At 68.7% G+C, this 6,482-nt stretch carries 1 protein-coding gene; it reads left to right on the top strand.

All coding sequences use genetic code 11. The annotated features are described in order from the left end of the window. Positions 1-13: 13 nt before the first annotated feature. A partial coding sequence (locus LHJ74_RS33980) for a type I polyketide synthase (RefSeq protein ID WP_260222222.1) occupies positions 14-6,482 on the top strand: 6,469 nt, incomplete at its 3' end.

Raw genomic sequence — 6,482 nt, forward strand, 5'->3', positions numbered from 1 at the left:
GGGGACCGGGTTTGTGGAGTTGGCGGTCCGTGCTGGTGATGAGGTCGGCTGCGATCTGGTGGAGGAGTTGACGCTGGAGGCGCCGTTGGTGTTGCCGGAGCGTGGCGGGGTGGCGATTCAGGTGCGTATCGCCCCGGCTGACGACTCCGGCCGGCGGATGTTCTCGGTTCTCTCTCGTGGTGATGCTGATGGTGGTGTGGGGGAGTGGAGTCGGCATGCCAGCGGCAGCCTGACCACCGGGTCTCCGGCATCTGGCACAGCAGACCTGACGGTTTGGCCGCCGCCGGGTGCTACCGCGATCGACGTGGACGGTCTGTATGAGCGCCTGGGTGACCTCGGCGTCGAATACGGTCCCCGCTTCCAGGGGCTGCGGGCCGCCTGGCGACGCGGTGACGAGACCTTTGCCGAGGTCACACTTGCGGACGAGGTCGAGACCTCGCGATTCATCCTGCATCCCGCGCTGCTGGACGCGGCGCTCCACGCGATCGCGATTCAGCAACCGGTCGGCGACGAGGAGGAGCCCGCTCAGGCCGCACTGCCGTTCGCCTGGACTGGTGTGTCGGTGACCGCCTCCGATGTGTCAGCACTGCGCATCCGGCTTGCCACCACCGATTCCGGCGGCGTTTCTCTGGAAATGGCGGACGAGCACGGCCAGTCCGTTGCTTCGGTCGAGTCCCTTACGCTTCGGCCGATCAACCGGGAGCAGCTCGACGCCGCACGCACCTCCGTACATGAGTCACTGTTCCGCATTGAGTGGACACCTGCGCCTGTTGCGGCCGACGCTCCGGCACCGGCCGGTCGCTGGGCGGTCCTGGGCACCGGGCCCGACCTCTCCGCAGTCGGCGACGTGGCTACCTTCTCCGACCTCACCAGCCTGGGAGAGGCGGTCGCGGCAGGCACAGCAGATCCGGAGTCGGTGTTCTTGTGGCGCGCACCCCAACAGACTGCGGGCACCGACGTCCCCACCGCGGCCAAAACCACGGTGGGCGAGGTCCTCGGTGTTGTGCAGGACTGGCTTGCCGACCGCCGGTTCGACTCCGCCCGCCTGGTCGTCGTCACGCGGGGAGCGGTCGAGGTGTCACCGGACGGCGGATCTGGCGGGAATGCCGACCTGTCCGCGGCGTCGCTCTCGGGACTGATCCGCTCCGCGCAATCGGAGAACCCGGACCGGTTCACGCTCGTCGACCTCGACGACCACGACGATTCACTCCGCGCCTTGCCGGCAGCGCTCGCTTCGGGCGAGCCCCAGCTCGCCGTACGTGCCGGGACCGTCTACATGCCCCGGCTGGCTCGGATCCCCTCCTCGCCAGCTCCCGCCGGTGGGGGCGGCGGTCTGAATCCGGACGGGACGGTGCTGATCACCGGTGGTACGGGAGGGCTCGGAGGGCTGACGGCCCGGCATCTGGCAGCCGAGTACGGGGCCAGGCACCTGCTGCTGACCAGTCGGCGCGGCATGAACGCACCGGGTGCCGAGGAGCTGGCCGAGGAGCTGGCCGAGTTGGGTGCCTCAGTCACGGTCACCGCGTGTGATGTCGCCGACCGGGATGCGGTGGCCGCGCTGCTGGCCGAGGTCCCCTCCGACCACCCCCTGACCGCGGTCATCCACACGGCGGGAGTGCTGGACGACGGCGTGATCTCCTCGCTCACTGCCGAACACGTCGAGCGCGTGTTCCGCCCGAAGGTGGATGCCGCGTGGCATCTGCATGAGCTGACCGCGGACCTGGAGCTGTCCGCGTTCGTGTTGTTCTCCTCGGCCGCCGGCGTGCTGGGGGGACCGGGGCAGGGCAACTACAGCGCAGCCAATGCGTTCCTGGATGCCCTGGCGGCACATCGCAGGGCCGCCGGTTACCGCGCTTCGTCGTTGGCGTGGGGACTGTGGGACGAAGCCGGGGGTATCACCGCGCAGCTGGACCGGGCCGACAACGCCCGCCTGTCTCGTGGCGGCATGGTGCCGATAACGCCGGCCGAAGGACTGGCACTGTTCGACGCCGCGCTGACGCTGTCCGAACCGACAACGGTGCCCATGCGGCTCGACCTCAAGGCGGTGCGCACGGCAGCCCGCGAAGGCACACTGCCTCCGCTGTTGCGGAACGTGGTGCGGCTCCCGGCCCAGCGGCCGAGCAGGGGCGGCACGTCTTCCCGTGCCTCGTCCGCGCTGGCCGATCGGTTGGCCGGGTTGTCCGAGACGGAGCAGGACCGGCTGGTGCTGGAACTGGTTCGGTCTCATGCAGCCACCGTGCTGGGTCACGCCTCGGCGCACGACATCGAGATCCGCCGGGGATTCCTCGAGCTCGGCTTCGACTCTCTGATGACCGTCGAACTCCGCAACCGGCTGAACGCGGCCACCGGGCTGCGCCTGCCGGCGACCCTGGGTTTCGACTACCCCACGCCATCGGCTCTGGCTGAGCACATCCGTGGAGAGTTGGCTGGTACGGAGGCCGAGGTCACGGCCAGTCGGGCTGTTGCGGTGTCGGTGGCCGAGGATCCCATTGCGATCGTTGCCATGAGCTGCCGGTATCCGGGCGGCGTGACAGGACCGGACGATCTGTGGCGGCTGGTCGCGGACGGTGTGGACGCGATCTCCGAATTCCCGACCGGCCGGGGATGGGACATCGACGCTCTGTACGACCCGGACCCGGATCATGCGGGCACGAGCTATACCCGCGAGGGCGGGTTCGTGCACGACGCGGAATACTTCGACCCCGGCTTCTTCGGTATCAGCCCGCGTGAGGCTCTGACGATGGATCCGCAGCAGCGGCTGCTGCTGGAAGCCACGTGGGAGACGTTCGAAAACGCGGGTATCGATCCGCAGTCGCTGCGGGGGACGCCGACCGGCGTGTTCGCCGGTGTCATGTACAACGACTACATTTCCCGCCTGCCCCGGACACCGGAGGGCCTGGAGGGCTACCTCGGCACAGGTAGCGCAGGCAGTGTCGTCTCGGGCCGCGTTTCCTACACCTTCGGTCTGGAGGGGCCGGCGGTGACGGTGGACACGGCGTGTTCGTCGTCGTTGGTGGCCATGCATTGGGCGGCACAGGCTCTGCGGTCGGGTGAGTGTTCGCTGGCGCTCGCTGGCGGAGCCACCGTCATGTCTGACCCCATAGCGTTTGTGGAGTTCAGCAGGCAGCGGGGTCTGGCTGTCGACGGGCGGTGCAAGTCGTTTGCGGCGGGTGCGGATGGCACCGGCTGGGGCGAGGGTGTGGGTCTGCTGCTGCTGGAGCGGTTGTCGGATGCTGAGCGCAACGGGCATCCGGTGCTGGCGGTGTTCCGTGGCAGCGCGGTGAATCAGGATGGTGCGAGCAGCGGGCTGACGGCGCCGAACGGTCCGTCGCAGCAGCGGGTGATCCGGCAGGCGTTGGCGAATTCCCGGTTGTCCGCTGCTGAGGTGGATGTGGTGGAGGCGCATGGGACGGGGACCTCGTTGGGGGATCCGATCGAGGCGCAGGCACTGCTGGCTACCTACGGTCAGGGGCGGTCGGAGGAGCGTCCGTTGTGGCTGGGGTCGGTGAAGTCGAACATCGCGCATACCCAGGCTGCGGCCGGGGTGGCTGGTGTGATCAAGATGGTGATGGCGATGCGGCACGGGGAGCTGCCCCGGACGCTGCATGCGGAGGAGCCGTCGTCGCAGGTGGACTGGTCGGCGGGATCGGTGGCGCTGCTGACCGAGGCGCAGCCGTGGCCGGAGACCGATCGGCCGCGGCGGGCCGCGGTGTCCTCATTTGGGATCAGCGGCACCAACGCCCACGTCATTCTCGAACAAGCCTCACCGGGCGAGCCGGAATCCGCGCCCGCCGAAGACGAGATCGACGGTGGGACTGTCGATGTGCCGGTGGTGCCGTGGGTGCTCTCCGCGCGATCTGAGGGCGGGTTGCGTGCGCAGGCGGAGCGGCTGCACCAGCACATGACCAGTCACCCGGAACTGGCCGTCGGCGATGTGGGTTATTCGCTGGCCACCACACGGGCTGTCTTCGATCACCGGGCAGTGGTATCGGCCACCGAACGCGACGGTTTGCTCACCGGCCTGGATTCTCTGTCGCGTGGTGAGGGTGCCGCGGGTGTGGTGTCGGGTGTGGTTCGCGGTGATGCCCGGACGGTGGTGATGTTCCCGGGGCAGGGGTCGCAGTGGGTAGGCATGGCGGTCCGCCTGGCTGAGGAGTCGCCGGTGTTTGCCGGGCGGTTGCGGGAGTGTGCGGATGCGCTTGCTCCGTATGTGGAGTGGGATCTGCTCGATGTGCTGCACGGTGCTGCCGGTGCGCCTGGGCTGGATCGGGTGGATGTGGTCCAGCCGGTTCTGTTCGCGGTGAACGTGTCGTTGGCTGAGTTGTGGCGTGCTCACGGTGTGGAGCCTGCTGCGGTGTTCGGTCATTCGCAGGGTGAGATCGCCGCGGTGTGTGTGGCCGGTGGGCTGTCGTTGGCGGACGCGGCGAGGGTGGTGGCTCTGCGCAGCCGGGCGTTGGTGGCGTTGTCCGGTGGCGGTGGGATGGTGTCTGTCGCGTCGGGTCTTGAGGCGGTGAGCGGGCGGCTGGAGCGGTGGGCTGATCTGTTGACCGTCGCTGCCGTCAACGGCCCGAACTCGGTGGTCGTCTCCGGTGACGATGCGGCGTTGGACGAGCTGCTGGCCGAGTGCGCCGATGACGGTGTTCGGACGCGGCGGATTCCGGTGGATTATGCCTCGCACTCGCCGCAGGTCGAGCAGATCCGGGACGAGCTACTGGAGGTCCTGGCGGGAATAGAACCCAAAACCTCTCGTACTCCGTTCTTGTCCACGGTGACCGGTGAGTGGATGGACACGGCCGAGTTGGACGCGGACTACTGGTTCCGTAATCTGCGGCAGCCGGTGCAGTTCGAATCGGCTACCCGGACGTTGCTGGAGGATGGCTACAGGGTCTTCGTCGAGGCGAGTCCGCACCCGGCGGTGGTCGTGGGTGTGCAGGAGACGATCGACGATGTCGGGGCGTCTGCCGCGGCTGTGGGGTCGCTGCGCCGGGACGAGGGCGGGCTGGAGCGGTTCACCACCTCGGTGGCCGAGGCGTTCACCCACGGCGTGCCGGTGGAGTGGTCAACGGTGTTCGCCGGGGCAGGGTCGCGGCGGGTGGAGTTGCCGACGTATGCGTTCCAGCGGGAGCGGTTCTGGTTGTCGGTTTCGGGTGGGTCGGGTGATCCGGCGGAGCTGGGCCAGGGGTCGGTGGGGCATCCGTTGCTGGCTGCCGCGGTTGAGGTGGCTGATGGCGGTGTGGTGCTGACTGGGCGGGTTTCGGTGCAGTCGCATGGGTGGCTTGCTGATCATGTGGTTGGCGGGTTGGTGTTGATGCCGGGGACCGGGTTTGTGGAGTTGGCGGTCCGTGCCGGTGATGAGGTCGGCTGCGATCTGGTGGAGGAGTTGACGCTGGAGGCGCCGTTGGTGTTGCCGGAGCGTGGCGGGGTGGCCCTCCAGGTGCGTGTCGCCCCGGCTGACGACACGGGCCGGCGGATGTTCTCGGTTCTCTCCCGCGCTGATGCTGATGGTGGTGTGGGGGAGTGGAGTCGGCATGCCAGCGGCAGCCTGACCACCGGCTCGATGGAGAGCGCTCCGTCGGCTCCGGAGGATCTGACGGTTTGGCCGCCGCCGGGTGCTACCGCGATCGATGTGGAGGGGCATTACGAGCGGGTGGCCGAGGCGGGCTACGGGTACGGTCCGGCGTTCCAGGGGCTGCGGGCTGCCTGGCGGCGTGGTGATGAGGTGTTCGCCGAGGTCGCTCTCCCTGACGCGCAGCGGGATCAGGCCGGACGCTTCGGTATCCACCCCGCACTGCTCGACGCTGCGGTGCAGGCGAGTGGGCTGGGGGACTTCTTTCCGTCCGGGGGTGAGGTTCGGCTGCCGTTTGCCTGGAGTGCTGTGCGGCTGTTCGCCTCGGGTGCCACCACGTTGCGGGTGCGTCTGGCGAAGACGAGCGAGGATGGTGTGTCCGTCGCGGTCGCTGATGGCACCGGTGAGCCGGTGGCGCAGGCGGACTCGTTGATCCTGCGGCCGGTGGCGCTGGAGCAGTTGGCGCAGGCGGGCCGTGCTGAGCAGGAATCTCTTCTGCATCTGGAGTGGGCCACGCTCTCTGATGTGGAGTCCGCGTCTGCTGAGGCTCTGTCCGGCCGGTGGGTGACGGTGGGTGAGGATCCGCATCAGGTTGGTGAGGGGTTGCGTGCGGCGGGTGTCGCGGTGGAGGCGTTCGCGGATCTGTCGGCGTTGGGCGCTGCGGTTGAGGATGGTGCGCCGGTTGCGGATGTGGTCGTGCTGGTTGGTGCGCCGGATGTGCAGGTTGCGGAGACGGGCGGGGTTGCTGGGGCTGCGCACCGGGAGGTGTCGCGGGTCCTGGGGCAGTTGCAGGAGTGGCTGGCCGATGAGCGGTTGGCCTCCACTCGGCTGGTCGCGCTGACGCGTGGGGCCGTGGCTGTCGGCACGGATGACGAGGTCGCCGATCTGGGCCAGGCCACAGTGTGGGGTCTGTTGC

Source organism: Streptomyces gossypii (genome assembly GCF_025165795.1).
GTDB lineage: Bacteria > Actinomycetota > Actinomycetes > Streptomycetales > Streptomycetaceae > Streptomyces > Streptomyces gossypii.